25 protein-coding genes are annotated in these 26,610 nt (G+C 66.5%); 17 read left to right on the forward strand and 8 right to left on the reverse strand.

From position 1 onward, the window contains the following. The first annotated feature begins 27 nt into the window (after window positions 1–27). On the forward strand, window positions 28–2,247 hold the full coding sequence (locus tag NU688_RS04465) for a M1 family metallopeptidase (protein ID WP_257859326.1): 2,220 nt from the start codon (window positions 28–30) through the stop codon (window positions 2,245–2,247). A gap of 79 nt (window positions 2,248–2,326) precedes the next feature. Continuing rightward, window positions 2,327–2,743: a hypothetical protein gene (locus NU688_RS04470; protein ID WP_257859327.1), complete on the forward strand. Its 417-nt coding sequence runs from the start codon at window positions 2,327–2,329 to the stop codon at window positions 2,741–2,743. 1 nt (window position 2,744) lies between these two features. On the opposite strand, the gene NU688_RS04475 is transcribed toward NU688_RS04470, so the two are convergent. The 3 genes from NU688_RS04475 to NU688_RS04485 form a co-directional block, all read right to left on the reverse strand. After that, on the reverse strand, window positions 2,745–3,488 hold the full coding sequence (locus NU688_RS04475; protein WP_257859328.1) for an ABC transporter substrate-binding protein: 744 nt from the start codon (window positions 3,486–3,488) through the stop codon (window positions 2,745–2,747). A gap of 77 nt (window positions 3,489–3,565) precedes the next feature. Beyond that, window positions 3,566–4,393 (reverse strand): substrate-binding domain-containing protein, encoded by an 828-nt coding sequence (locus NU688_RS04480; RefSeq protein ID WP_257859329.1) that lies wholly within the window; start codon window positions 4,391–4,393, stop codon window positions 3,566–3,568. A gap of 89 nt (window positions 4,394–4,482) precedes the next feature. Further along, window positions 4,483–5,433: a LysR family transcriptional regulator gene (locus NU688_RS04485; RefSeq protein WP_257859330.1), complete on the reverse strand. Its 951-nt coding sequence runs from the start codon at window positions 5,431–5,433 to the stop codon at window positions 4,483–4,485. A gap of 121 nt (window positions 5,434–5,554) precedes the next feature. On the opposite strand from NU688_RS04485, the gene NU688_RS04490 reads away from it, so the two are divergent. Both NU688_RS04490 and NU688_RS04495 read left to right on the forward strand, forming a co-directional pair. Next, window positions 5,555–5,986: a VOC family protein gene (locus tag NU688_RS04490; protein ID WP_257859331.1), complete on the forward strand. Its 432-nt coding sequence runs from the start codon at window positions 5,555–5,557 to the stop codon at window positions 5,984–5,986. Window positions 5,987–6,118: 132 nt separating this feature from the next. Further along, complete coding sequence (locus NU688_RS04495) at window positions 6,119–6,601, forward strand: hypothetical protein (protein ID WP_257859332.1); 483 nt, start codon at window positions 6,119–6,121, stop codon at window positions 6,599–6,601. 36 nt (window positions 6,602–6,637) lie between these two features. Here the strand turns inward: NU688_RS04495 and NU688_RS04500 are convergent, their stop codons facing one another. From NU688_RS04500 to NU688_RS04510, 3 genes are all read right to left on the reverse strand, one after another. Then, entirely contained in the window at window positions 6,638–8,644 is a 2,007-nt protein-coding gene (locus NU688_RS04500) for a S9 family peptidase (protein ID WP_257859333.1), read from the reverse strand. Between the two features lie 129 nt (window positions 8,645–8,773). Then, a complete protein-coding gene (locus NU688_RS04505) occupies window positions 8,774–9,694 on the reverse strand; it encodes a response regulator (RefSeq protein WP_257859335.1) in 921 nt (306 codons plus the stop codon). Further along, entirely contained in the window at window positions 9,666–13,064 is a 3,399-nt protein-coding gene (locus NU688_RS04510; protein ID WP_257859336.1) for an ATP-binding protein, read from the reverse strand. The genes NU688_RS04505 and NU688_RS04510 overlap by 29 nt, the downstream gene beginning before the upstream one ends. Window positions 13,065–13,309: 245 nt before the next feature. Between NU688_RS04510 and urtA the strand changes: the two genes are divergently transcribed. The 8 genes from urtA (at window position 13,310) to NU688_RS04550 (ending at window position 20,579) form a co-directional block, all read left to right on the forward strand. Continuing rightward, the gene (gene urtA, locus NU688_RS04515; RefSeq protein WP_257859337.1) at window positions 13,310–14,575 is read left to right on the forward strand and encodes an urea ABC transporter substrate-binding protein; all 1,266 of its coding nucleotides are present in this window, start codon (window positions 13,310–13,312) and stop codon (window positions 14,573–14,575) included. Window positions 14,576–14,716: 141 nt separating this feature from the next. Beyond that, window positions 14,717–15,631, forward strand: a complete 915-nt coding sequence (urtB, locus tag NU688_RS04520) for an urea ABC transporter permease subunit UrtB (RefSeq protein WP_198789575.1) — start codon at window positions 14,717–14,719, stop codon at window positions 15,629–15,631. A 148-nt stretch (window positions 15,632–15,779) separates the two neighbouring features. Beyond that, the gene (urtC, locus tag NU688_RS04525) at window positions 15,780–16,982 is read left to right on the forward strand and encodes an urea ABC transporter permease subunit UrtC (protein ID WP_257859338.1); all 1,203 of its coding nucleotides are present in this window, start codon (window positions 15,780–15,782) and stop codon (window positions 16,980–16,982) included. Window positions 16,983–16,997: 15 nt separating this feature from the next. After that, a complete protein-coding gene (urtD, locus tag NU688_RS04530; RefSeq protein ID WP_257859339.1) occupies window positions 16,998–17,741 on the forward strand; it encodes an urea ABC transporter ATP-binding protein UrtD in 744 nt (247 codons plus the stop codon). A gap of 15 nt (window positions 17,742–17,756) precedes the next feature. Continuing rightward, on the forward strand, window positions 17,757–18,446 hold the full coding sequence (gene urtE, locus NU688_RS04535; protein ID WP_257860511.1) for an urea ABC transporter ATP-binding subunit UrtE: 690 nt from the start codon (window positions 17,757–17,759) through the stop codon (window positions 18,444–18,446). Between the two features lie 40 nt (window positions 18,447–18,486). After that, window positions 18,487–19,719 (forward strand): formamidase, encoded by a 1,233-nt coding sequence (gene fmdA / locus NU688_RS04540; protein ID WP_257859340.1) that lies wholly within the window; start codon window positions 18,487–18,489, stop codon window positions 19,717–19,719. A gap of 12 nt (window positions 19,720–19,731) precedes the next feature. Then, window positions 19,732–20,076 (forward strand): zinc ribbon domain-containing protein, encoded by a 345-nt coding sequence (locus NU688_RS04545; protein WP_013541971.1) that lies wholly within the window; start codon window positions 19,732–19,734, stop codon window positions 20,074–20,076. A 152-nt stretch (window positions 20,077–20,228) separates the two neighbouring features. Then, entirely contained in the window at window positions 20,229–20,579 is a 351-nt protein-coding gene (locus tag NU688_RS04550) for an alpha/beta hydrolase (protein ID WP_257859341.1), read from the forward strand. A gap of 137 nt (window positions 20,580–20,716) precedes the next feature. On the opposite strand, the gene NU688_RS04555 is transcribed toward NU688_RS04550, so the two are convergent. Continuing rightward, a complete protein-coding gene (locus NU688_RS04555) occupies window positions 20,717–21,400 on the reverse strand; it encodes a methyltransferase (protein WP_257859342.1) in 684 nt (227 codons plus the stop codon). Window positions 21,401–21,516: 116 nt separating this feature from the next. On the opposite strand from NU688_RS04555, the gene NU688_RS04560 reads away from it, so the two are divergent. Further along, window positions 21,517–22,446 carry a MurR/RpiR family transcriptional regulator gene (locus NU688_RS04560; RefSeq protein WP_257859343.1) on the forward strand — a complete coding sequence of 310 codons (930 nt, stop codon included), beginning with the start codon at window positions 21,517–21,519 and terminating at the stop codon, window positions 22,444–22,446. On the opposite strand, the gene NU688_RS04565 is transcribed toward NU688_RS04560, so the two are convergent. Next, a complete protein-coding gene (locus tag NU688_RS04565; RefSeq protein WP_257859344.1) occupies window positions 22,383–23,273 on the reverse strand; it encodes an HAD-IIA family hydrolase in 891 nt (296 codons plus the stop codon). The genes NU688_RS04560 and NU688_RS04565 overlap by 64 nt on opposite strands. Before the next feature lie 184 nt (window positions 23,274–23,457). On the opposite strand from NU688_RS04565, the gene NU688_RS04570 reads away from it, so the two are divergent. The 4 genes from NU688_RS04570 to NU688_RS04585 all read left to right on the forward strand — a co-directional run bounded on the left by NU688_RS04570 (window position 23,458) and on the right by NU688_RS04585 (window position 26,558). Continuing rightward, entirely contained in the window at window positions 23,458–24,393 is a 936-nt protein-coding gene (locus tag NU688_RS04570) for a phosphate/phosphite/phosphonate ABC transporter substrate-binding protein (RefSeq protein WP_257859345.1), read from the forward strand. Window positions 24,394–24,401: 8 nt separating this feature from the next. Continuing rightward, the gene (gene phnC / locus NU688_RS04575) at window positions 24,402–25,226 is read left to right on the forward strand and encodes a phosphonate ABC transporter ATP-binding protein (protein WP_257859346.1); all 825 of its coding nucleotides are present in this window, start codon (window positions 24,402–24,404) and stop codon (window positions 25,224–25,226) included. After that, window positions 25,223–26,230, forward strand: coding sequence for a phosphonate ABC transporter, permease protein PhnE (gene phnE / locus NU688_RS04580; RefSeq protein WP_257859347.1), 1,008 nt, complete (start codon window positions 25,223–25,225; stop codon window positions 26,228–26,230). The genes phnC and phnE overlap by 4 nt, the downstream gene beginning before the upstream one ends. Before the next feature lie 133 nt (window positions 26,231–26,363). Further along, window positions 26,364–26,558, forward strand: coding sequence for a hypothetical protein (locus NU688_RS04585; RefSeq protein ID WP_257859348.1), 195 nt, complete (start codon window positions 26,364–26,366; stop codon window positions 26,556–26,558). Window positions 26,559–26,610 lie beyond the last annotated feature (52 nt).

Genomic DNA, 26,610 nt, shown 5'->3' on the forward strand with positions numbered 1-26,610 from the left:
GCGCAATGTCCTTACCAAAAGGCGATCATGAAAAAGCTCAATTACTCCCTCGTGAATCATCTTGTCATCACCGCAGTGACCCTTGCCGTCATCACGGCTTGCGGTGGCGGCGGCGACAGTGGCCCTTCGTTCGGCGGCGGCACCGGTGTCGGCCTTTCGGAACCGATCACCTCCGGCCCCGCATCCGACAGCACAGGCAAGACACCGGAGGACGGCGTGCCCGCACCGGCCGCCGTGGCCGCGGTCGACAAGTCCGCCAAGCCGATGGAACTGCCCGACACCGTCTGGCCGAGCAACTACAAGCTGTGGTTCCGACCCGATGCGGCGCTCAAGACCTTCGTGGGCCGCGGCGATGTGGAGATCGAAGTGCTCAAGCCGGTCGATGCCATCGTCGTGGCCGCGCACAACCTGAACTTCGCCAAGGGCCGCACCACGCTGCGCAAGGTGTCGAACCCGGGCGAAGCGATCCCGCTGATCCCGACGCCGCAGACGCTCGGCGACTTCGTGCAACTGCGTTTGAACGACGGCCAGATCGCCAAGGGCAAGTACCTGCTGCACATGGAATGGGACGGCAAGATCCAGTTCTCCGATGCGGAGTACTGCCCGCCCGCGGAGATGGCGCGCAACCCGTTCTGCTCGGCTGCCACCGGCATCTTCAAGGTGGGCCTCTCCACGCCCGAAGGCGTGAGCAGCGATGCCATCGTGACGCAGGGCGAAACCAATTACGCGCGGCAGTGGTTCCCGGGCTGGGACGAGCCGGCCTTCCGCCACACCTTCGAGATCTCGGCCGAGGTGCCGGGCGACTGGAAGACGGTGTCCAACGGCGCGCAGACCGAGGCGACGAAGCTGCCCGACGGCTACCAGCGCGTGGCGTTCGAGAAGACGCCTTCGATGCCGATGTACCTGACCTTCTTCGGAGGCGGCAAGTTCGACATCCTCGCGGACACCTTCAAGAACCCGCTGGACGGCAGCGACTTGCCGCTGCGCTGGTTCACGCCGCCGGGCCGCTCCGACTGGGCCAAGTTCGCGATGGAGTGGACCAAGGTGTCGATGGACTACTACTACAAGTACACCGGCATCCCGCTGCCCTTCAAGAAGTTCGACACCGTCGCGGCCAACGACAGCTACAACAACAAGCCCAACACCGGCTTCGGCGGCATGGAGAACTGGGGCTCGATCTTCGAGTTCGCCGATTCGGTGCTGACCAAGCCGGGCACCACGCCCACGCTGTACTCGGTGACGGTGGTGACGCACGAAGTGGCGCACCAGTGGTTCGGTGACTTGGTCACGCTCGACTGGTGGGACAACGTGTGGCTCAACGAGTCGTTCGCGCGCTGGTTCGAACGCCGAACCACGATCAAGTTCCACCCCGAGTACTACAGCTTCTCGGACTACGTGCTGGACAAGCACAACGTGATCGTGGCCGACCTGAAGAGCACCGCCGTGCCGGTGCAGCGCAACCTGAACGACGCGGGTTCGTTCGGCTTCATCAGCCCGTCGATCTTCGTCTACAACAAGGGCAGCCATGTGCTGGAGACGATCCAGAACTACATCGGCGAAGAGGCGATGCAGAAGGGCCTGCAGATCTACCTGAAGGACTATGCGTACGGCAACGTCACGCCATCGCGGCTGTGGAGTTCGCTGGAGAAGGTCACCGACAAGAAGGTGAGCGACATCGGCGACAGCCTCATCCGCCAGACGGGGATTCCGCTCCTGACGGTGGACGCGCAATGCGCCGGCGACCGCACGTACGTGAACATCAGCCAGGAGTCGTTCCCCAACCAGAACCAGTTCCCGGCCTCGACGTGGACCATCCCCGTCACGCTGGCGTATGGCAACTCGCTGGAGCAGCGCAAGACCTTCGTGATGTCGAACAACGCGGTGCAGCTGGAGCTGCCGGGTTGCACGGCGGTGCTGGCCGGGCCGACCGGGCAGGACTACTACGTGAGCAACTACAGCGCGCAGTCGTGGAGCGACCTGCTGTCCAAGGTGCAGAACCTGGCGGCCAACAAGCCGCTCCTGCTGAACATCGAGCGCGACGCGTTCCGCCTGTTGAGCGTGGGCCGCATCACGCAGGCGCAGTACGACCAGATCAGGGGCGTGCTGAACCTGCCGGCGCCACTGCTCGCGAAGACGCAGCTGAGCCAGCAGAAGATGGCTGCGGTGGATGCGGGCGAGAAGGAGGAGTACCCGCACGCGCTGCGCTTCCAGGGCAGCCTGAAGCTGCGCGAGAACGACAAGCGCTGAGCCTTGTGACCTGTGCGTGATGCCGGCCGGGCGCGCCTTCGGGTGCGTCCGGCGGCTCATGCCTCACACCATGACCATCATGAAAAACCTATTCAAGTACATCGTGGCGGGCGCCTGCGCCGCGCTGCTGGCCGGCTGCGGCGCGGGCGGTGCGGGTGGTGGACCCGAGGCCGAACTGGTCGGCGTCTACGCCATCAAGAAGAACGGCGCGCTCAAGGAGGTCGTGAAGATCGAGCGCCAGGGCGACCGCTACGTCATGCGCGACAAGGTGCGCACGCCCGAGTGGAGCGAACCCAAGATGCAGATGCAGCCGGTGACGCGCGAGCGCTGGACCAAGATCACCACCGACAGCGAGAACACGAAGTTCGTCGGTGTGTCGAGCGACCAGCTCGCGATCTTCAAGGTGCCGCCGGGCTGGCAGAAGAACAGCTTCAAGACGGAGACCGGCTACTTCCTGTTCTATTCGCAGGGGCCGGTGGAAGCCTTCAAGCTCTGAGTCAGGCCGAGGGAGCGACGATCGCGCCTTCGATGCGGTGGCGCTTCAACGCGTTGGCGACGAAGCCGCTGGCCTTCATCTCTTCGACGAAGGCCGCGAGCAACGTCTGCGCTTCGGCGCCGCGGCTGGCCGGCGTGCCCATGGCCTGCTGGATCAGCATGAAGCGGCCCGGCAGCACGCGCATGCCCGGTGCGCGCTGCGCCTCGCCTTCGAGCAGCTGGCGGATGCCGGCTGCCACTTCGACCTCGCCCGAGCGCAGCGCGGCCAGCGCGGGGCCGGCGCCTTGCAGCCGGACGATCTCGGCGTGTTTGATTTCGCGCGTGAGGAACAGGTCGTAGGCGCTGCCCGATCCGACCGAGATGCGATGGCCTTGCGCATCGACCTGCGCGTTGTCGGTGAGCGCCGACGATGCGGGCACGAGGTAGCTGCCTTCGATCAGCACGTAGGGCGCGGTGAAACGCAGGCCTTCGCTGCGTGCGGGGTCGATGGCGAAGAAGCCGATGTCGGCCTTCTCGTTCTTCACCGCATCGACCGAGGCCGCGGCCTTCTCGAACACGACGAGTTCGATGCCCACGCCAAGACGCCGCGCGAATTCGCGCGCGAGGTCGATCGACACGCCCACCGGCTCGCCGCTTGCGGCATCCTTGTTGGCGAGGATCGGATTGCCGAGGTTGATGGAAGCGCGCAGCGTGCCGCTGGGCGCGAAGGCGGAAACGAGGGCGGGGGAGGGCTGCGGCTGGGTCATGGCGTCCGTTCGTCGAGGGAGGAAGGAGGGATGGGCATCAGTTTACGAGTGCCGGCATGCGACGGGTCTTCAGCCGGTCAACGCGCCGTCAGCGGCTCCAGCCCGGTCTTCGCGATGGTGGGCGCGGCGGCCGGCGAGTTGAGATAGCGGATCAGCTGCCGCGCCGCATCGGGCTGCGTCGACGCGGTGGCGATGCCGGCCGAGAACACCGTGTTCTGCTGCACCTCGGCGGGCAGCGGCCCGATGTAGTCGATGCCCGCGACCGGCAGCAGCTCGCTCACCTGCTGCAGGCCGAGTGCCGCATCGCCGCGCGCGACGACGGTGCCGACGCGCTCGCTCAGGATGCGCTTGCTCTTGGGCTTCACCTGGTCTTCGATGCCGAGCTTCTTGAGCAGCTCGGTCTCGTAGTAGGTGCCGCTCGCGCTCGCCGAATAGGCGATGGACGGTGCCGCGATCAGCGTGCGCTTGAGCGCATCGACGGTGCCGATGTCGGGCCGCGGCGCGCCCTTGCGCACCGCGAACCCGATGGCCGAGCGCACGAGGTCGACCTGGCTTCCCGCGACCACCTTGCCCTTGGCGACGAGGTCATCGAGCGCCGGGCGCGCGAGGATCACCACGTCGGCCGGCTCGTTGCGTGCGAGGCGGCTCGGGATCGAGTCCTGCGCGTTGCCCATCGAGGCGCCGTAGGCCGTCTTCACCGAGCGGCCGCTGCTGCGTTCGAACTCGGGGCGCAGGTCGTTGTACGCGGCGGTGAAGCCGCCCGAGGTCATGACGTGGATGTCGCCGGTGGTCGGCTGGCTGTTGTTGCTGTTGCCGAGGCTGCCGCAGCCGGCGAGAACGAGGGCCGCGACGAGGGGAAGCACGGCGCGGCGGGTGAGAGAAAAGAGAGAGAAATGGGGCTTCACGATGTCTCCTGGAGGAAGAGGGCGGCGGCGTGGGCGCCGCCTGCCGTTGCCATCGTAGAGGCCGGGGCTGTCAATCAGCCTTCAGGGGTTTAGTGGTTATCACCGAGCAGGTGGCTTGCCGGCCTCCTTGCCCCCGCCTGGCGAGCCCCTCGCACAGCACGAGTGCGCGGTGCCCTAGCCGCTTCCTCCAGGCACTGCGCAAGCTGCGCGACCACTGGCGACCCGGCGCGCGGCTTGCGCTGGAGCAGGCCGACTTCGCGATGGAATGTGTGCTCGCCGAGAGACAGCGCGCGAACGCCGGGCGGCAGCGGCAGGTGCGCTTCGACCAAGGGAACGAGGCCGACGCCCAGCCCCTTCGCGGCCAGATGGATGAGGGCGGGAATCTCGTCCACCTCGACGGAGTCGCTGACCTGCAGCCCTTCGCGGCGAAGGAATCGCTCGACCATCCGCCCGCCGAACGAGGCGCGGTCGTAGCGCAGGAACGGCTGCTCCTGCAGCAGGGTGCGCCAGTCCTTCTTTGCGGGCGTGTCCGCCGGCACGATCAGCACATAAGGCTCCTGCACCAGCGGCTGCCACGCCAGGTCGGGAAGAAGGCCGAAGGGCGGACGGATGATCACCGCCGCATCGATGCTGCCTGCATCGAGGTCGTCCATCAGGCGCATCGACACGCCGGGCGAGACATGCACGCGCAGCAACGGCAGGCTCTGCCGCAGCCGCGCCAGCGCCCGCGCAACCAGCGTCGGCTGTGCCGAGGCGATGGCGCCGATGCGCAGCAGCCCGCGGTTTGCGGTGTCGTCGGGCAGGTCGCCGAGCTTGGCGTAGAGGGCGCAGATTTCTTCGGCGCGCGCCAGCGTGGTCTCTCCTGCGGCATTCAGGGTGGCGGAGCGCCCCGTTCTGTCGAAGAGCGCGAAGCCCAGGCTGTCCTCGAGCCGCTTGATCTGGCTGCTGACCGCCGATTGCGTGAGGCCGATGCGCTCACCCGCCGCGGCAAAGGTGCCGTGGCGGCAGACGGTGATGAAGGTTTGGAGCTCGTTGATCATGGCTGACTCATCAAAATTATTGGGACTCAGCGAAGAAATATATCGCTTTCGGTTATGTGAATCGTTGCCTAAAGTCGGGATATCCCGACCTCTTCAACTCAACGCCAACGCGGCGAATCCCATGAGCACCCACGACACACGCATCCCTTTTCACCTGGCCTTTCCCGTTCGCGACATTGCCGAGGCTCGCGCGTTCTACGGCGAGCTACTCGGATGTCCGGAGGGCCGCAGCGCGCCCCAGTGGGTCGATTTCGATTTCTACGGCCACCAGATCGTGGCCCATCTCGCGCCCGACGAATGCGGCCACAAGGCCTTGAGCGCGGTGGATGGCCACGACGTGCCCGTGCGCCACTTCGGCGCCATTCTTCCGATGGACAAGTGGCAGGCCATGGCCGACAAGCTCGTCGCCCGCGGCACGAAATTCGTGATCGAGCCCTACATCCGCTTCAAGGGCGAGCCGGGCGAACAGGCGACGATGTTTTTTCTCGACCCCTCGGGCAACGCGATCGAGATGAAGTCGTTCGCGAACCTGGATTCGCTGTTCGCGGTCTGAAAAACGCGAACGGCGAAGCAGGTAAAGACAGCCTGCTTTACCTTGGGTTTACGGCCTCGCAACGCACCGGACAGTCGGGGCTCCTGAAATGTCCGATGGCCCTGCGAGGGCCGGACGATCAAAGGATTCAGGATGACGAAAGCACCCCTTCAAAGGTTCGCACTGGCCGCGGCCCTGTTCGCGGTGAGCAGCCACAGCTTTGCGCAATTCGGTGGAAGCGGCATGGGCGGAGGAGGACGGCGCGGCGCACGGCCGGACGCCTCTGCGAGCCCGCGCACGGGCGACGGACTGGCCACACCCGCGACTGCGGCGAGCCAGATCCGCGACAAGCTCTATGACATGCGCCTCCAGCTGATGATCACGCCCGAACAGTCCGCACTTTGGGACCGTTTCTCGGATGCCGTGTGGGACCTGTCGACACGCGGCGGCTTGCCCGGCATGCCTCCGCCGGAAGGGCAGACCGTGGCACAGCTCCTGCAGCAGCGCGCGGCGCAAGCGCAAGACCGTGCCCGGCGCATGCAGACGGTGAGCGATGCGCTTGCGACGCTCTATGAAGCGCTCTCGGCCGACCAGCGGAATGTGGCGGACCGGAATCTTGCGGCCGTGATTCCCTGATCGATCCGTGTCCCGGCCGCGGTGTGGGATGGTCCGCTACTGCAGGTTCTTCTGGAGAAAGCGCTCCATCTCCGTCAACACCCGCACCCGGTCTTCCTCGCGGCTCAGGCTGTGGTCGCCGAGCGGCAGTTCGACATAGCGCGCATCGGCGCGGTTCGCCTTCTTCAGCGCCTCGGCCATGTCGCGCGATTGCTCGACCGGCACGATGAGGTCGTTGGCACCGTGGATCAGCAGCACCGGCACGCGGATCTCCGCGGCGCGCAGGGCCGGCGAGGTCTGGCGCAGCTTTTCGCGATCGCCCCACCAGGTGCCGATTTCGGCTTCGGCGCCCAGCTCGTAGCCGATGTAGCTCTGCGAGTGGCTGAGCAGGTCGCGCAGGTCCGAGGGACCGGCAAAGCTGATGGCGCAGCGGTAGAGCGCGGGGTCCTTCACCGCCCCCATGAGTGCTGCATAGCCGCCATAGCTGCCGCCCACGATGCAGGCGCGCTGCGGATCGGCAATGCCCTGCTCGACCAGCCAGCGCAGGCCGTCGGCGAGATCGTCCTGCATCTCCAGGCCCCAGCGGCGGCGGCCGGCTTCGCGGAAGTCCTGGCCGTAGCCGATCGATCCGCGGAAGTTGATCTGCAGCACGGCCCAGCCGCGGCTGGCGAAAAACTGCGCCCAGTAGTCGTAGCTGCCGGTGTCGATGGACGCCGGGCCACCGTGCGGCAGCATGATGGTGGGCAAGCGGCGGACGGACGGAGCGCCAGCCGTTTCGGCCTCGCGTGCAGGCGGCAGGGTCAGGTAGCCTTCCAGTTGCAGGCCGTCGCGGCTGCGCAGCGCAACGCGCTTCGGCGTGGCCAGCGGCTGCTTCTCCAGGGCAGGGTGCGTGTCACTGATGAGCCCGAGCTTGCCGCTCGCCCAGTCCATCGTGTAGTACTTCGTCGGCCGCGAACCCTGGACCGACAGGACGATGCTGCGCTGCCCCGTTTCGTCGTCGCTCACGATGTGGTTGCCGCGCTTCGGTAGCGCACGGTCCAGCGCTTCCTGTCGCTGCCGGGCCGCATCGTCCCAGTACAACAGGCGGGGCACGTCGGTGCGGTATGAGATGCCGACGACGCGCTGCGTTGCCGGGTCCCGGATCAGATCACCGCGTATGTCGAAGCGGGCGTCGGCCAGCAGCGTCTCGCGCGGGAATGCGGAGTCCTGCAGGTCGATGCGCACCAGCGCGTTGCGGCCGTCGACGGGGGCAAGGGCGTAGAGAAAGCGCGGATCGGCGTCGAAGCCCAGCGGCCTGAGCGCATGTTGGCGGGCCTCCGCGGGATCGGTGCCGTCGTACTTGGCAAGGGTTGCCCATTCGGACGAGCGCCCTTGCGATTCCGGCGGCTTGACCATCACGCGCATGGTGGTGCGCGCCGAGCCGCTGCCCAGGCGCACCACGCCCTGGGTGTCGGTCATCCAGTGGTAGGTGCCGCCGAGGTTGCGTTGCAGCAGGCGCGATCGCCCGGTGCGCGTGTCGAGGCGATAGACGTCGGGCTGTCCGGCCGATTGCGCGTCGAAGGCGATCAGCACGGTTTCCGGCTCGTCGCGCAGGGCGCCGATGATGCGGTCCTGGTACTGCGGCACGTTCCGTTGCCGTTCGAAGAAGCTGCCGTTCTGCAGCGCGCTGGCGAGGTCCGCCTTCAGATTGCCACCGTCGGGATCGACAGCGATCAGTCGGGTCTCGCCCGTGGCCACGCCGCGCCGGTGGTCGGGAAAGAAGGCGCCGACCAGCAGGCGCTTGCTGCCGGCCCAGCGCAGCGACGAGAAGATGTATTTGTCGTTGTCGGTCTGAAGGATGACCTTCGGCTTGTTGCCGAAACCGCTCACCACCACGTAGCTCTTGCCGTCCACGTTCTGGACCATGGCGGCGCCGCGTCCGTCGGGGGACATGCGCAGCATCGCGATGGCGGGCAGTTCCGCGAAGGCCTGCAGGGGAATTGCTGCGGAGGGTGGTGGTGGTGGTGGTGGTGGTGGTGGTGGTGAGTCTGGCGGCTCGGCTGCAAAGACGGTGCAGGATCCCACGAGACAAAGCGCGGCGAGACATACCAGGCGTCTGCTGGCAATGGGCATTTTTTTAACTCCCTGAACATGGAAACCGCAACAGTGTATCGATACGGTTTTCGTGTCGGCAGGGGGCGCCCGACCGAACGATCAGGCGAGTTGACCGCTCGCCAGTGCCGCCGCCGCCGCGCGCGTTTCCACCCCCAGCTTCTCGAAGATGTGCTCCAGGTGCTTGTTCACCGTGCGCGGGCTGGTGCCCAGGATCTCGCCGATGTCGCGGTTGGTCTTGCCCTTGGCGAGCCACGACAGCACCTCGGTCTCGCGCGGCGTGAGGGCCGCTTCAGCCAGCCGTGCTGACGAAGCGCCCCCAGCACCGCCAACGCCGTCGCGCTGCATCGCGAACAGCAGCATCGTCTCTCCGAGCGCCGCCGCGCCCAGGTTGCGTACCGACAGGCGCATGCCCGTCGCCGTGCCGATGACGATCGCAGCGCCAGGCACGAGCGCCGCCTCGAGCGACTGCGGCAGCAGCCCCGGCGCCACCGGGTCTTCGAGCGCGTGCAGCCACAGCGCCGCTTGCGGCGAACGCCACGCGATGCGCCCGCGCGTGTCGACGAACACCACGCCCATGCCGGCCACGTCCACCGCATCGCGCGCCATGCGGGTGATGCGCGCATTGCGCGCGTGCGTGTGCAGGCGCGCCAGAACCTCTTGTGCACGGATCGGCTTCACCACGTAGTCAACGCCGCCGCATTCGAAGCCTTCGACGACATGCGAGGTTTCCGAAAGGCCCGTCATGAACAGCACAGGAATGTGCGCCCACGCCGGGTTGGCCTTGATGCGCCTGCAGGTCTCGAAGCCCGAGAGGCCGGGCATCAGGCCGTCGAGCAATATCGCATCGGGCACCACGAGTTCGAGCCGCTGCAGCGCGGCCTCGCCGTCGGCCGCCACGAGCACGGTGTAGCCACTGGCCTCCAGCGTGTCGCACAGCATGCCGAGGCTGCTGGGGGCGTCGTCCACCACCAGCACCACGGGGCGTTCGGACTCATGGCTGGGCGAGGGGAGTGTCTGCATCTTCTGCCAGTGCGTTGCGGAGGTTGTCGAGTTCGAATCGGGTGACCATGCCGCGCAGCCAGGTGCAGGTGGCGGCCGCGGCGGGCGACGCGGCCGCCAACCGGTCGAGCGCGGTCTGCAGGCCGCGCACATGGCCCATCTGCACGAGGCGCATCAGCTCGGCGCGGTCGTCTTCCGAGAGCACGAGCTGCGGCGGGCGCAGCGCGCTTTCATCTTCGCTCGCAGGCGGCATCGCGTCGCTGGCCGTCAGCCATTCGAGGCCCAGGTGCCGCTCCAGCGTGGCGATGAGCACCGACTCGATCACCGGCTTGCCGACAAAGGCCTGGCACCCCGCGGCGTGCAGGCGCTCGGCCTGGTTCTCGAACATGTTGGCCGAGACGATGATGATCGGAACGTCGCTGAAGCCCGCGGCGCGCACCGAGGTGGCGGTTTGCCAGCCGTCCATGTCGTCCATCGTCAGGTCGAGCAGGATGGCCGAGGGCAGCTCTTCGCGCAGGCTGTCCAGGCACTCGGTGCCGCTCGCGGCCTCGCGCACCTCGAAGCCCAGCGGCATCAGCATGCCGGCGAGCATCTGGCGCTGCACGGGCTGGTCGTCCACCACCAGCAGCGTGCGGCGCGCGCCGATGTAGCCCGACACCGGCTGGCGCAAGGCACCACCCTTGGCTTGGGGGCCGGGGTCGGCCACTTCGCGCAGGTACACGCGCACGCTGAAGGTGCTGCCCGCGGGCGAGGTCTGCGCCAGCACAAGCTCGCCGCCCATCAGCGAGGTCAGCAGCGCGGTGATCGTGAGGCCCAGCCCCGTGCCCGGCTCGCCGCGCCGGCGCCCGGCGGCCCCGCGCTCGAAGGGCTCGAAGATGCGCAGGTGGTCCTGCGGCGCGACGCCGATGCCGGTGTCGACCACGTCGAAGCGCAGCACCTCGCGCCGCGCGTCCACATGCAGCGTGACGGTGCCGCTGTCGGTGAAGCGCACCGCGTTCGTCAGCAGGTTGATGAGGATCTGCCGCAGCCACTTGGCATCGGCATGCACCCAGGACGGCAGTTGCCCCGCGTGCGTGTAGACGAACGCCAGGCCCTTGCTCTCCGCCTGCGGGCGCACCATGTGCACGAGCTGGTCGAGAAAGGCGGGCAGCGCGAGCGGCGCCGGCTCCAGCTGCAGGCGGCCGGCCTCGATGCGGGCGAGGTCGAGCAGGCCATCGATCAGCCCGAGCATGTGCTCGCCGCTGCGGTGGATGGTCTGCACGGCTTCGCGCGGCGGTGCGACGGCATCGCCCTTGAGCAGGATCTGCGAGTAGCCCAGGATGCTGTTGAGCGGCGTGCGCAGCTCGTGGGTCATGCCGGCGACGTAGCGCGTCTTGGCCTGGTTGGCGGACTCGGCGGCTTCCTTGGCGGTCTGCAGCGCGGCGTCGGTGCGGCGGTGGGCTTCGATCTCGAGTGCGAGCAGGTTGTTGTGGCGGTTCGATTCCTCTTGCGCCATCTGCCGGCTCTCGCTGCCCAGTACCACCCACCAGGCGGCCACCGCGGCCACGACCGAGAGCAGCGCGAACACTTTCAGGAAGGCCGTGGCCAGGGTCGGGTCGCTGGTGCCCGCGATGGCCTCCTGCGCGTAGACCACGCCGACCACCGTGGCCAGCAGCGCGATCAGCGAGGTGGCGATCAGCAGGTAGTGCGCCACGCGGAAGTTGAGCCGCGCCGACAGCGCCGGCGGCAGCAGCGCCTGCAGCCAGCCGCTCATCTGCTCGGCGGCGCGCGAGTCGGTCTTGCAGCGGTCGTGGCAGCGCGATTCGAGCGTGCAGCACAGCGAGCAGATCGGCGCGCTGTAGGCCGGGCAGTGCGCCATGTCTTCCGACTCGAAGCTGTTGTCGCACACCGAGCACATCACGCTCTGGCCGGGCGCCCATCGGTCGATGTCGGTGCGCGCGAGGTAGTAGCGGCCACGCGTCTTCCACGCGAGCAGCGGGGAAACCGCCATGGCCGTGGCCAGCGCGATGAACGGCGAGAACGCCTTGGCCCACTGGCCCATCGCGCCCGAGTACGCGAGCATCGCGAGCGCCGCGGCCACCAGCATCGCGACGAGGCCCACGGGGTTGATGTCGTACAGGTGCGCCCGCTTGAACTCGATGGTCTTCGGGCTCCAGCCCAGCGGCTTGTTGATGACGAGGTCGGCCACCAGCGCGCCGACCCAGGCAATGGCGATGTTGCTGTAGAAGCCCAGCACATGCTCCAGCGCGGCGAAGACGCCGAGCGCCATCAGCAGGATCGCGATGGCCACATTGAACACCAGCCAGACCACGCGCCCCGGATGGCTGTGCGTGAGCCGCGCGAAGAAGTTCGACCATGCGAGCGACCCCGCATAGGCGTTCGTGAGGTTGATCTTCATCTGCGAGACGACGACAAAGAGCACCGTCACGCCGAGGATCCATGCCGGATCGCGCAGCACGTAAGAGAAGCCCGTGAGGTACATCTGCGTCGGCTCGATCGCATGCGCGGCCGGTATCTCGTGCTGCAGCGCGAGGAACGCGAGAAACGCGCCGCCCATCATCTTGAGCATGCCCGGCACGATCCAGCCCGGCCCTGCGACCAGCACCGCGGTCCACCAGCGGCCTCGGTTGGCAGCAGTCTTCTCGGGCAGGAAGCGCAGGTAGTCGACCTGCTCGCCGATCTGCACCACGAGCGAGAAGGCCACCGTGGCCGCCGCGCCGAACATCAGCGGATCGAAGCCGCTGCTGTCGGAGGTGCGGCCCACGAGGCCGGTGAAGTCGGCGTACAGCTCGGGCTTCTTCAGCAGCACGGCGGTGAAAGGGCAGATGAAAAGCACGATCCAGATCGGCTGCGTCCACAGCTGCAGCCCCGAGATGAGCGTGATGCCGCGCGCCACCAGCGGAATGATCACGATGGACGACACCAGGTACAGCAGCCACAGCGGCCAGTCCAGGTACATCTGCAGCGCCAGCGCGAGGATGGCCGCCTCCAGCGCGAAGAAGATGAAGGTGAAGCTCGCGTAGATCAGCGAGGTGAGCGTGGAGCCAAGGTAGCCGAAGCCTGCGCCGCGCGTGAGCAGGTCCATGTCCACGCCGTGCCGGGCCGCGTAGTACGAGATCGGCAGGCCGGTGAGGAAGGTGATGAGCCCCACCACCAGGATGGCCCACAGCGCGTTCGAGAAGCCGTAGCTCAGCGCGATGGCGCCACCGATGGCCTCCAGCGCCAGGAACGAGGTGGCGCCGAACGCCGCGTTGGCCACCCGGAACTCCGACCACTTGCGAAAGCTGCGCGGCGTGTAGCGCAGTGCGTAGTCCTCCAGCGTTTCGTTCGCGACCCAGGCGTTGTAGTCGCGGCGGATGCGAAAGATCTTCTGTCCGGAGACGGATTGCATGGCGGGTTCTCGCGGCGGCGGCGGTGGCATGAAGCAGGTACAGCAAGAAGCGCTCCCTGCGCTGTGTTCCACCGATGTCTGGCTCGGGAGTCTGCGGGCAGGGCGGGTGCTCGCCGCTACGTTGAATGACGTATTCGCGGGAATGGAACTGATTTCTAAAGTACCAGCCATGGTGCTCGGGGCACCGTCCGATGCACTGCGATGGTGCGCGGCTCACTCTTCTTTCAACCTGCCTGGAGTTCCTGATGTCGCGTGATTCCGATCTTTCTCTCGATGCCCTGGCATTGCGCCGCCGCCGCCTTCTGCAGGGCGCCGCCGCCTTGCCCGTGATGGGTTTGAGCGGCCTGAGCTTCGGCCAGTCGCAATTTCCCACCGCCAAGGTCAACACCACCAAGCTCGCGGTGACCGACACCGAAGTCACGGTCGGCCAGCTGCATTCGTCCACCGGCACCATGGCCATCTCGGAGACCGGCTCCATCCAGGCCGAGCAGCTCGCCATCGACCAGATCAACGCGATGGGCGGCATCCTCGGCCGCAAGATCAAGGTCATCAAGGAAGACGGCGCCTCCGACTGGCCCACCTTCGCCGAGAAGTCGAAGAAGCTCCTGGTCAACGACCACTGCGCCGCCGTCTTCGGCTGCTGGACCAGCGCCTCGCGCAAGGCCGTGCTGCCGGTGTTCGAGAAGGAGAACGGCCTCTTGTACTACCCGACCTTCTACGAAGGCCTGGAGCAGAGCAAGAACGTGATCTACACGGGGCAAGAGGCCACGCAGCAGATCATCTGGGGCCTGGACTGGGGCGCGAAGGAGAAGAAGGCCAAGACCTTCTTCCTCGTTGGCTCCGACTACATCTGGCCGCGCACCTCGATGAAGATCGCGCGCAAGCACATCGAGAATTTCCAGAAGGGGTCGGTCAAGGGCGAGGAGTACTACCCGCTGGGCCACACCAACTTCAACTCGCTGATCAACAAGATCAAGGTGGCCAAGCCCGACTGCATCTTCGCGGCCGTGGTGGGTGGTTCGAACGTGGCCTTCTACAAGCAGCTCAAGGCCGCGGGCATCACGGGCGACAAGCAGTTCCTCTTGACGCTGGCCGTGACCGAGGATGAGATGACCGGCGTGGGCGGCGAGAACTTCGCGGGCTTCTATTCGTCGATGAAGTACTTCCAGTCGCTCGACAACGAGAACAACAAGAAGTTCGTGGCCGCCTTCAAGGCCAAGTACGGCAAGGACGCGGTGATCGGCGACGTGACGCAGGCGGGCTACCTCGGCCCGTGGCTGTGGAAGGCGGCGGTGGAGAAGGCCGGCAGCTTCGACGTGGACAAGGTCGTGGCGGGTTCGCCGGGCATCGAGTTGAAGACGGCGCCCGAGGGCTACGTGAAGCTGGATGCAAACCATCATCTGTGGAGCAAGGCGCGCATCGGGCAGGGGCAGTTGGACGGCACGTTCAAGGTCGTCGCCGAGTCGGCCGAATTGATCAAGCCTGATCCGTTCCCCAAGGGCTACCAGTAAGTCTTGCCTTTCTCCCTCCCCCTCTGGGGGAGGGCGGGGTGGGGGCAAGCAGCGTCACCACTGGGCAGGCTCTGCCTGCCCCCATCCCAACCTTCCCCCAGAGGGGGAAGGGGCCAACACCCAAACACCGGAATCGTTGCCATGACTCTGTCGGACATGATGAACATCGGCCTCATGCAGGGCTTCGCGGGGCTGAGCCTCTTCGCGGTGCTGCTGCTCATGGGCTTGGGCCTCGCGATCATCTTCGGCCAGATGGGCGTCATCAACATGGCGCATGGCGAGTTCATGACCATCGGCGCCTACTCGATCTACCTGGCCGCGCGGGTCACCGAAAGCATGGCGCCCGCGTTCATGCCGTATTACTTTCCGATCGCCATCGGCCTGGCCTTCGTGTTCGCCTTCATCGTCGGCTGGATCGTGGAGTGGGTGTTGATTCGCCACCTCTACAAGCGCCCGCTCGACACGCTGCTGGCCACCTGGGGCGTGAGCCTGGGGCTGCAGCAGATCTTTCGCACCTTCATCGGCCCGAAGGAAGTGAGCCCCACGCTGCCCGAATGGATCATGGGCTCATGGACGCCGCATGAAGGCCTCGATATTCCGATCAACGGCCTCTTCGTGCTTGCGCTCACCGGGTTGGTCACGGCAGGCGTGCTCATCGCGCTGCACAAGAGCCGCTGGGGCCTGCGAGTGCGTGCCACCGTGGCCAACCGAACGATGGCCAACGCGACCGGCATCGACACCATGAAGACCGACCGCCTGACCTTCGCCATCGGCTGCGGCATCGCCGGCATGGCGGGCGCGGCCTTCACCACCATCGGCTCGACCGGGCCGACCTCGGGCTCGCTCTACATCGTCGACGCCTTCCTGGTCGTGACCTTCGGCGGCGCCGCGAGCCTGCTGGGCACCGTGGTCTCGGCCTTCGGCATTGCGCAGACGCAGTCGATCTCCGAGTTCTTCATGACCGGCTCGATGGCCAAGGTGCTGACGCTTTCGCTGATCGTGCTGATTTTGATGATGCGGCCGCAAGGCCTCTTCGCAGTCAAGGTCCGCCGTTGAAGGCACGCATGAACCTACTGCGCGACCCGATCTCGCATCTGCGGTCCTCGCCGCACGAGAGTGCGGCTGCGGTCCTCGATGCGACCTCGGGCCGCTCGCTACGGTTCCTGCGCGCCTTCAACTCCCTCTTTTTGCTTTGGAGTCATCGATGAATTTCATCAAGGCCTCGATCCTGCGCTACCAGCTGGGCAGCCTCTTGCTGCTGGTGCTGCTGCTGGCGGTCGTGCTGCCGCTCTCGCTCGACATCTTCCGCCTCAACCTCGTGGGCAAGTACCTCACCTACGCCTTCGTCGCGGTGGGGCTCGTGATGGTGTGGGGCTACGGCGGCGTGCTGAGCTTGGGGCAGGGCGTGTTCTTCGGCATCGGTGGCTATGCGATGGCGATGTTCCTGAAGCTCGAAGCCTCCGACCCGATCACCACCAAGATCCAGTCGACGCCCGGCATCCCGGACTTCATGGACTGGAACCAGATCACCGAGCTGCCCACGCTGTGGCTGCCGTTCAAGAGCCTGCCGCTGAGCCTCGCGCTGGTGGTGCTCGCACCGATGGCGCTGGCCTGGCTCGTGAGCTTCGCGATGTTCAAGCGCCGCGTGGGCGGTGTGTACTTCGCGATCATCACGCAGGCGGTGGCGCTGATCTGCACGGTGCTCATCATCGGCCAGCAGGGCTACACGGGCGGCGTGAATGGCATGACCGACCTCAAGACCATGCTGGGCTGGGACACGCGCACGGATGGCGCCAAGTACATCCTGTACTACGTCTGCGTCGGTCTCCTGGTCGCGAGCATCCTCCTGTGCCGCTTCATCCAGACCAGCAAGCTCGGCACGCTGCTGCTCGCGATGCGCGACAAGGAAGACCGGGTGCGTTTCTCGGGCTACGACGTGTCGAACTTCAAGGTCTTCATCTTCTGCCTCGCGGCCGGTCTCTCGGGCATCGGCGGCGCGATGTTCGCGCTGCAGGTGGGCTTCATGTCGCCGAGCTTCGTGGGCATCGTTCCTTCCATCGAGATGGTGATTTTCTGCGCGGTCGGCGGACGCATGAGCCTGGTGGGCGCGGTGTATGGCGCGCTGCTGGTGAATGCGGGCAAGACGCTGTTCTCGGAGAGCTTTCCGGACCTGTGGCTATTCCTGATGGCGGGGCTTTTCATCGGCGTGACCATGGCCTTCCCGATGGGGCTCGCGGGCCTGTGGGACGAAAAGATCCGCCCCTGGTGGAAGGGTCGCCGCGAGGCGCTGCGCCAGGCCGCGGTACAGCCGCCGCCCGCCATGCCGATGACGCCGCCGGCCCAGGCTGCATCGACCGCATCACCCGAACCCCATCTGCCCGAAGGTGTCGGCAGCCAACGCGCCTGAACCTGGAACACCTTCATGAGCAACACCGACTTCGCGCTCGCCGTGGAAGACCTCACCGTCTCCTTCGACGGCTTCAAGGCCATCGACGACCTGACGCTCTACATCGACAAGAACGAGCTGCGCGTGATCATCGGCCCCAACGGCGCCGGCAAGACCACGTTGCTCGACCTGATCTGCGGCAAGACCAAGGCCAGCGCCGGCAGCATCAAGTTCAAGAACACCGAGCTCACGAAGATGGCCGAGCACAAGCGCGTGCGGCTGGGCATCGGCCGCAAGTTCCAGACGCCGTCGATCTACGAGAACCTGAGCGTGTTCCAGAACCTGGAGGTGTCCTTTCCGAAAGGGCGCTCGGTGTTCGGCGCGCTGGCGTTCAAGTGCGACGACGAGGTCAAGGCCAAGGTGCAGGCGGTGGCCGAAGACATCGGCCTCGCGGACAAGCTGCGCACCGAGGCAGGCCTTTTGAGCCACGGCCAGAAGCAGTGGCTGGAGATTGGCATGCTGCTGATGCAGGAGCCCGAGCTCCTGATGCTCGACGAGCCCATCGCCGGCATGAGCGCGCGCGAACGCGAACTCACCGCCGACCTGCTCAAGCGCATCTGCCAGAACCGCGCGGTGATCGTCATCGAGCACGACATGGCCTTCGTCAAACAGATCGCGCACAAGGTCACCGTGATGCACCAGGGAAAGATCCTCGCCGAAGGGCCGATGGAGAAGGTGCAGGCCGACCCGAAGGTCATCGACGTCTACCTGGGGCACTGAACCATGAGCAACATCATGCTGAAGGTCGACGACCTGCACACCGCCTACGGCCAGAGCGAGGCACTGCATGGCATTTCGTTCGTGGGCCATGCCAACGAAACCGTCGCGATCATGGGCCGCAACGGCATGGGCAAGACCACGCTGTTCAAGAGCCTGATGGGCGTGCTGCCGATCAAGAGCGGGCGCATCGAGGTGGCGGGACAGGACGTATCGCGCGACGAGAGCTTCAGGCGCGTGGCCAAGGGCATCGCCTACGTGCCCCAGGGCCGGATGATCTTCCCGACGCTGACGGTGGAAGAGAACATCCAGACGGGCCTGGAGAACTCGAAGACCAGACGCATTCCCGAGGAGATCTATGCGCTGTTCCCCGTGCTGTGGGACATGAAGCGCCGCAAGGGCGGCAACCTCTCGGGCGGCCAGCAGCAGCAGCTTGCGATTGCACGTGCGCTCGTCACCGACCCCAAGGTGCTGCTGCTCGACGAGCCCACCGAAGGCATACAGCCTTCGATCATCAAGGACATCGCCAAGGCGCTCAACGAGATCAGGAAGCTGCGCGGCATCACCATCGTCGTGTCCGAGCAGGTGCTGAGTTTCGCGATGGACGTGGCCGACCGGCTCTTCGTCATCGAAGGCGGCCGCCTCGTGCACGAGACCGCGCGCGACAAGACCGATGTGGACCACATCAAGGCTTATCTCTCCGTTTGACCTTTCCGTTTAACCACCAACCAACCAGGAGCCACTGCAAATGACGGACACGCTGATCAAGGTCGATCTGACCAAGTCGCCCACGGAGAACGAGAACATCCACAACCGCTGGCACCCGGACATTCCGATGGCCTGCTGGGTCAACCCGGGCGACGACTTCATCCTCGAGACCTTCGACTGGACCGGCGGCTTCATCAAGAACAACGACAGCGCCGACGACGTGCGCGACATCGACCTGAGCACGGTGCACTACCTCTCGGGCCCGGTGGGTGTGAAGGGTGCGGAGCCCGGCGACCTCTTGGTGGTCGACCTGCTGGACATCGGCGCGAAGCAGGACAGCCTCTGGGGCTTCAACGGTTTCTTCTCGAAGAAGAACGGCGGTGGCTTCCTCACCGATCACTTTCCCGAAGCACAGAAATCGATCTGGGACTTCAAGGGCATGTTCACGAGTTCGCGCCACATTCCGGGCGTCAACTTCGCCGGGCTGATCCACCCGGGCCTGATCGGCTGCCTGCCCGACAAGCCGATGCTCGACATGTGGAACGAGCGCGAGGGCAAGCTCATCGCCACCGACCCGGACCGCGTGCCGGGCCTGGCGAACCCGCCGTTCGCCGGCACCGCCCACATGGGCAAGATGACCGGCGAAGCACGCGCCAAGGCCGCCGCCGAGGGCGCGCGCACCGTGCCGCCGCGCGAGCACGGCGGCAACTGCGACATCAAGGACTTGTCGCGCGGCTCGAAGGTGTTTTTCCCCGTGTACGTCGATGGCGCGGGCCTGAGCGTGGGCGACCTGCACTTCAGCCAGGGCGACGGCGAAATCACTTTCTGCGGCGCCATCGAGATGGCGGGCTGGGTACACATGAAGGTCACGCTCATCAAGGGCGGCATGGCCAAGTACGGCATCAAGAACCCGATCTTCAAGCCCAGCCCGATCACCCCGCAGTACAACGACTACCTGATCTTCGAAGGCATCTCGGTCGACGAGAGCGGCAAGCAGCATTACCTCGACGTGAACGTGGCTTATCGCCAGGCCTGCCTCAACGCCATCGAGTACCTGAAGAAGTTCGGCTACTCGGGCGCGCAGGCTTATTCGATCCTCGGTACGGCGCCCGTGCAAGGCCACATCAGCGGTGTGGTCGACGTGCCGAACTCGTGCGCCACGCTGTGGCTGCCCACGGGCATCTTCGACTTCGACATCAACCCGAACGCCTCGGGCCCGGTGAAGATGATCGACGGCAGCATCGACATGCCGCTGTCGCACGACCTGCGCTGAAGAAAAAAAGACATGCCGACCTACGACTACGCCTGCGGGCAGTGCGGCGGTTTCGATGCGCTGCGGCCTTCGGGCCAGCGTGATGAACCGGCTGCGTGCCCCGACTGCGGATGCGCCTCGCCGCGTGTACTTTCGGCCGCACCGCGGCTCGCGTTGATGGCTTCGGGCACACGCAGTGCCATGGAAACCAACGAGCGCGCGCGGCACGAGCCGGGCAGCTCGCGGGACTACGCGCGCTTCAAGCATCCGGCAGGCTGCGGGTGCTGCTCGGGGTCGTCCCGGCGCAGCGCGACGGTGACCGCACCGAATGGCGCGAAGGCAGCGCCATCGAAGCGGCCGTGGATGATTTCGCATTGATGCTGCACGCCAGGTCGCGGTCGTGTAGCCAAGTTGGAGCAATTCACGATTGTTTCAATCTTGTGAACGCCGCGATTCATTTTGCGGCGGTTTTTTGAAGGCCTTCAGGATCAAACTTCTCCTCACCAACCAACCGTTTGAAGGAGATTGAAATGAATGCCTCGAAGATCCTCGCTGCTGCTGCTCTCTCGCTCCTGGCTGCCGCCGGTGCGCAAGCAGAAACCTATGACGGCGTGCACACCGTGAACTCGTCGGTGTCGCGTGCAGAAGTCGCTTCGCAAGCCGTTGTCGCCGCTCGCGCCGGCAACGAATACGGCGACGGTGCCACCGCCGGTGCGCAACCCTTCACCTCGACCGCGAACCGCGCGACCATCCAGGCCGAAGCCGTTGCCAAGGCCCACGATCCGTTCGCGAGCCTCGATCGCCGCGCCTTCTACCGCGACGAAGTGCCGCAGGCCTACAAGAAGCCCAGCGTGTCGTTCACGCGCCAAGCCGGCCTCTGATCCGATCGTTTTGATCGGCACCATGAAGAACGGGTCCTCGGACCCGTTTTTTCGTTTGTGTTTCTGCTGCCGCCTCGTTACTCGATCCTGAATATCTTGGGTGTTCCGTCGCACTCGGCGCGCAGGATGTCACCGTTTCAGCTGTTCACTCGTCTGTAAGTCAGCAGCCGGCCCCGATACGCCACGCGGTTCTGCGAGGCGCGCTGATCGAGCCGCTCCTCGCACATGCCGAAGCCCTCATCGGCCATCTGCCGGTTGAAGGCGGGGCGGTTGCCGCGGTCGGGGTCCACGATCCACACCTGCGCGGCCGGGCTCGCGTGGCGTCCGATGAAGGCGGCCAGCAGGCCACCGGCATCGCGCTCGTACAGCAGGTCGCTGCCGATGATGAGGTCGAACGCACCCTGCACGTCGCCCTCGGCGCCGGTCTCGCGCATGCCCCAGTGGCCGCGCCGGTACTTCATCGGCGGCAGCGCGTTCAGCCGCAGGTTCTCCAGCAGGAAGCCTGCCGTCAGCGGATGGCAGTCGCTCGCGGTCATGTCGTTGCCGCGGCGGTGGCCGACCAGGCTTGCGAGCGCGAGGCCGCAGCCGATCTCCAGCACGCGCGCGCCGCTCACCACGGCGTGCGTGGCCATGCGCGCGGCCAGTTGCGCGCCCGAGGGCCAGAGCAGCCCGAACATCGGCCACGCCGCCGAAGAGATGCCTTGCGCGGCCGCGTCGCCCTGCGGGTCGGCGTACTGCTGGCGGTCGAACAGCGACCGGATGACCAGGTCATCGGCACCCGCGATGGCGATGCGTTCCAGCTTGATTCGGTAGCCCGGCATCGGAAGGGGTGCGGGGCCTCGCGGGCGAGGCCTCGAAGCAGCAAAGGAGGCCCAGTATGCGCGCCGGCCTCGCCAGCGCATGAAACCGCCATCGGGGCCGGGTAAGCTCGCGGCCCATGAAGCGCAACAGCAGCAACAGCACCCCCCGATCTGCCAGCCCCAAAGCCACCGGCATGCCGCCGCCCGTGTTGCCGGACGGCCAGGTCTCGGCGGTGCTGGCACGCATCGAGACGCTGTGGTCGTCGCTCGGCCCGGTGGGCCAGCGCATCGCCGACTTCATCGTGAAGAACCCGCGCGAGGTGGTCCACATGTCGGTGAGCGAGGTGGCCGAGCGCACCGGCTCCAGCGAAGGCAGCATCGTGGGCCTGTGCAAGAACCTGGGCGCCACCGGCTTCCAGCAGATCAAGATCGCACTCGCGCAGGAGATCGTGCAGCCGGTGCAGTTCATCCATGAAGACCTCGATCCACAGGACAAGGCCGAGGCGGTGATCCGCAAGATCTTCCAGAGCAATGTGCAGACGCTGCGCGACACGCAGGCCACGCTCGACGCGAAGGCGATGGAGCGCGCGGTCAAGCTCTTCCGCGCCGCCGGGCGCATCGAGATCTACGGCATCGGCAGCTCGGCAACGATTGCGGAAGACGCCCACTACCGCATGCTGCGCATCGGCCTGAACGCGAAGGTGGTGGTCGATTCGCACGTGCAGGCCATCAGCGCCTCGCTCACCGATCCGAAGGTGGCGGTGCTCACCATCTCGCACTCGGGCAGCACGCACGAGACGGTGCTGGCCACGCGGCTGGCCAAGGAGGCGGGCGCCTCGACGGTGTGCATCACCAACTTCGGCAAGTCGCCGATCCAGTCCTTTGCCGACGTGGTGCTGTTCACCATGGCGCGCGAGACCAGCTTTCGCACCGAGGCGATGACCAGCCGGCTCGCGCAGCTGGCGATCATCGACGTGCTGATCGCCTGCCTCGCGCTCTCGGACTACGATACCTCGGTGCGCACATTGCGCCAGACCTTCGACGTGCTCTCGCTCAAGCGGTACTGAGGCGCTTCTTCGGTCGCGGGCGCTGGAGGCTGCAGCAGCCCGGCCACCGTGAGTGCGACTGCACCGGGTGCATGGCCCACCAGCAGGCACGCCATCCCGAGCCGCGCGGCGCCCTCGGCGTCGGTGAGCGGGTTGTCGCCGACGACCACGGTGCTTGCGGGCTCCGCGCCCAGCCGGCGCAATCCTTCCTCGAACAGCAACGGCGCGGGCTTGCCGATCACGCGCCACGGCTGCACGCCGCTCGCGGCGATCACGGCCGCGAGCAGCGAGCCGGTCTCGGGCACCACGCGGCCTTGCGGGCCCGGGTGCGTGGCGTCGGCATTGGTCACCATCAGCTTGGCGCCGCGCAAGAGCTCGTTCGCGGCGAGCGCGAGCCGTGCGTGGCTGAAATGCATGTCGAGCGCGAGCAGCACGAAGTCGGCATTTGCCTGCACCAGGTCGCAGCCTTCGGCCCGCGCAAAGCGCTGCAGCGCGTTGCTCCCGATCAGCAGCACGCGCGCGCCGGGGTGCTGCTGTGCCAGCTGCCGCACCGCCAGTTCGCCGGCCAGCACGATGCGCCCGGGCGGCACGCGCAGCCCCAGCCGGCGCAGCCGCAGCGCGAGGCCCTGCGCAGTGTGCGTGGAGTTGTTCGAAACGATGGCGTAGCGGTCGTGAAAGTGCGCGAGCAGTTCGGCCGCGCCGTCGATCGCCTCCTGCTGGCGCACCAGCGTGCCGTCGAGGTCGACGAGCAGGTGGCGGGCCTGGGTGAGCCATTCGCCGTTCGCCGCGGTGCTGCCGCCTGGGTTGCTGCTGCCATTCACTGTCGCTGTCTTGAAATTCGTGCTCATGGATCTCCGGTGTCGGCCGACCGGTATCTCGGCCATGGCGGCGGATTGTATTGAACATTGCTCAACTGATTTGTGATTTTGTATTGAGCTAATTTCATTTTCTTGTCATCTTTGGTTTCTAAGCTCACCGGCATCCGAGCGCTGAACCCGCTCGCCACCCCGATCCGAAACCAAGGAACCGATCATGAACAAGCTCCTGGCCGTCGCGGCCGCCGCACTCTCGCTGTCCGCAGCGCTTTCCCTTCCGGTGCATGCGCAATCCGTGGCCGACGGCTCGCGCGAGCACCCGCTGCGCGTGCTGCTGATTCCCGCCGACGGCGGCACCGAGTCGGGCACCAAGGCCGACTACGCGCCCGTCTTCAACGCCATCACCCGCACCACCGGCCTGAACTTCGACCTGAAGGTCGGCCAGTCGTACGGTGCCGTGGTCGAGGGCATGTGCAACCAGCTTGCCGACATCGCCTTCTTCGGCCCGGTCTCCTATGTGCAGGCGCACAAGCGCGGCTGCGCGCAACTGCTGGCCGTGGGCGTGGAGAAGGGCGCCTCGGTGTACTACGCCGGCATGTTCGCCAAGGCCAATGCGCCCATCGCCGCCATCAAGGACGTGAAGGGCAAGCGCGTGGCCTTCGGTGACGTGAACTCGGCCTCGAGCTTCACCTTCCAGGTCGCGATGCTGATGGACGCGGGCATGGACCCCGCCAAGGACCTCTCGGCCATCCGCATGACTGGCAGCCACGCCAGCAGCCTGGCCGCGCTGGTGCAGGACCAGGTCGACGTGGCCTCGCTCTCGTTCGACTCCTACGAGAAGGCCGTGAAGCAGGGCGCGGTCGATCCGAAGACCATGAAGGTCATCGCCAGGAGCATTGCCATTCCGTATCCGCCGCTCGCGCTCAACTCCAAGCTGCCCGAGCCGCTGAAGACCAAGCTGAAGGACGCCTTCCAGACGGTCAACAAGGCCCCCGGCATCACGCCCGACATGATCCGCGGCTACGGCGGCGGCAAGATCGACGGCTACGACACCAAGTTCTCGGAAGACGAGTTCAACGTCGCTGCCGAAAAGCTCGGCCTGCTGACCGACGAACTCAAGGGCCGCATCCTCGCCAAGGCCGCGGAGCGTTGAGCACGGCCATGCTGAACTTCGATTCGGTCGCCATGCGCTATGCCGACGGCACGCGCGCGCTCGACGGCGTCTCGCTGCAGGTGCCGGCCGGCCAGTTCTGCGTGGTGCTGGGCTCCTCGGGCGCGGGCAAGTCGACGCTGCTGCGCATGGCGAACGGGCTGGTGCGGCCGACCGAAGGCGCGGTGCAGGTCGAGGGCGTGCCGATCGTGGCCGCCGCGCTCGCCCGTATCCGGCCGCGCATCGGCATGATCCACCAGCAGTTCAACCTCGTGCTGCGCTCCACGGTGGCCGAGAACGTGCTGGCCGGCGCGCTGCCCGCGATGCCGACGTGGCGCGCGCTGCTGGGCCTGTTCACCGATGCGCAGCGCAGCAAGGCCTGCGCGCTGATCGAATCGGTCGGGCTGCAGGAGCAGCACCTGCTGCGCCGCGTGAGCGAGCTCTCGGGCGGCCAGCAGCAGCGCGTGGGCATCGCGCGCGCCTTCATGCTCGATCCGCCGTTGGTGCTCGCCGACGAGCCGGTGGCGAGCCTCGACCCGCAGACCAGCCACGACGTGCTCTCGCTGCTGCGGCGCGAGGCGCGCGAGCGCGGCACCACGGTGTTGTGCAGCCTGCACCAGATCGAGCTGGCCTGCGAGTTCGCCGACCGCATCGTGGCGCTGCGCCATGGCGTGGTGGTGTTCGACGGGGCACCTGAAGCTTTCGATCCCAAGGTCTTCGATGCGATCTATGGCCGGCCCACGACTGCTTCGCAACCACAAGGTCCGCTGACCGAACCCGAAGCGGTGCTGCCGCTGCACACCGGCCATGCGGGTTTGCTGGAGATGGCGCAATGACACGTCCTGACCGTCCTTCCTCCGCCTGGGAACTGCCGCGCCCCTTCGGCACCCGCAGCCTCGTCGTGCTGTTTCTCGTGATCGTCGTCGGCTTCTTCGCCGGCCAGCGCGTGGAGATGGGCCGCATGCTCTCGCTCACCGGCGAAGGCGTGCTCGCCGCCGTGGGCCTGCGCGACCAGTCACAAGTGCTCTCGGGCCTGGGCACCATCGCTCGCTCGCTCTTTCCGCCGCAGGTCTCCGAGCGCACCGAGGTCGCGCGCATCGAAGGCTTCGACCGCAACCAGCTGCCCTGGTTCTCGCATGTCGAAACCGAGGAATCGCGCCAGCCCAAGCTCAACCCGCAGACGCTGCAGATGGAGGAGGTGGTCGACCAGCGCGAGGTGCTCGTCGAACCCTTCGGCTATCTCTGGCATGTGGCGGTGAAGATGCTCGAGACCTTCGAGATCGCCATCTGGGCCACGCTGCTGGCCATCGTGCTGAGTGCGCCGCTGGCCTGGTGCAGCGCGAAGAACTACACGCCCAACCGCGCCGTCTACACGCTGGCGCGCAGCGTGGTGGGCATGTTCCGCGCGGTGCCCGAGCTGGTGAGCGCGCTCTTCCTGGTGCTGGCCTACGGCTTCGGCCCCATTGCCGGCGTGCTGGCCCTCGCGCTGCACTCGGCGGGTTTTCTCGGCAAGTTCTACGCGGAAGACATCGAGACCGCCGACGACAAGCCGCAGGAAGCGCTGCGCGCCATCGGCGCGAACAAGCTCAAGGTGATGCGCTTCGCGGTGCTGCCGCAGGTGATGCCGCAGTTCATCGCCTACACGCTCTACGTGCTCGACCGCAACGTGCGCATGGCCACCGTGGTGGGCCTGGTGGGCGCGGGCGGCATCGGCCAGGAGCTCAAGGGCCGCTACGACATGTACAACTACGCGCACGTCGGAACGATCCTGATCGCGATCTTCCTGACGGTCCTCGTGCTCGACAGGGTCGCAGCCCGCCTGCGCAGCCGCTATGCCTGAGCGCTAGCCCCACTCATCCCCGACCTTCTTCCGATTCCGGTGCGAGCCCTTCGCGGGCCCGCAGGGGACCGGCTTTGCCTTCGCTTTTGCTTTTTTTGCTCCCTCACGCCCAACCGACTCCAAAGGACACCTCATGAAATCAGCTTCTTCCCGGTACGGCCTCGCTGCAGCGGGCCTCGTCTTGTGCCTTGGCCTCGCCGCCTGCGGCGGTGGTGGTGGCGGCAGTGGCGGCCTGCCCATCCTTCCGCCAGGCCAGACGCCGCCCGCCGGCCCGCAGCAGCCCGGCGGCGAACAGCCCCAGCAGCCAGCCCTCAAGTGCGCGCCCTGACGCCGCCATCGCCTCCTGATCCGTTCCTCATTTCCCCGTGTTGAAAGACCAC

The sequence above is a fragment of the Variovorax sp. ZS18.2.2 genome (assembly GCF_024701975.1).
In the GTDB taxonomy this organism is placed as follows: Bacteria; Pseudomonadota; Gammaproteobacteria; order Burkholderiales; family Burkholderiaceae_C; genus Variovorax.